At 65.9% G+C, this 555-nt stretch carries 1 pseudogene; it reads left to right on the top strand.

From position 1 onward, the window contains the following. Positions 1-144 precede the first annotated feature (144 nt). Positions 145-555 (top strand): annotated as a pseudogene (gene eno / locus ACXJKJ_RS31710) (phosphopyruvate hydratase); the annotation flags it as partial.

Raw genomic sequence — 555 nt, forward strand, 5'->3', positions numbered from 1 at the left:
GCTCTGACCGCGTGACTCGGCGTTGGCCGGCGACCGCGTCGCAATGCCGATTTGGCAAGCGGCAGGCGGATGGCGATAATCACGCGGCAGCTTTTCAACGCTACTTTCTGGCGTTTCCCCTTCCTGACTGGTAACCGGCCCGCTATGACCACGATCCGCAGCATCCACGCCCGTGAAATCCTCGACAGCCGTGGCAATCCCACGCTGGAAGCTGAAGTCATCCTCGAGGACGGTTCGTTCGGCCGCGCCGCGGTTCCGTCGGGTGCCTCGACCGGCACCAAGGAAGCGGTGGAACTGCGCGACGGCGACAAGACCCGCTACCTGGGCAAGGGCGTGCGCAATGCCGTGTCCAACGTCAACACCACGATCGCCAATGCGCTCAAGGGCTTCGATGCCGCCGACCAGGAAGGCCTGGACCGTCGCCTGATCGATCTGGACGGCACCGAGAACAAGGGCCGCCTGGGCGCCAACGCGCTGCTGGGGGTTTCCCTGGCCAACGCGCACGCCGTGGCGGCGTCGAAGAAGCAGGCGCTGTGGCAGCACCTGGCCAATGGC

The sequence above is a fragment of the Roseateles sp. P5_E1 genome (assembly GCF_054049335.1).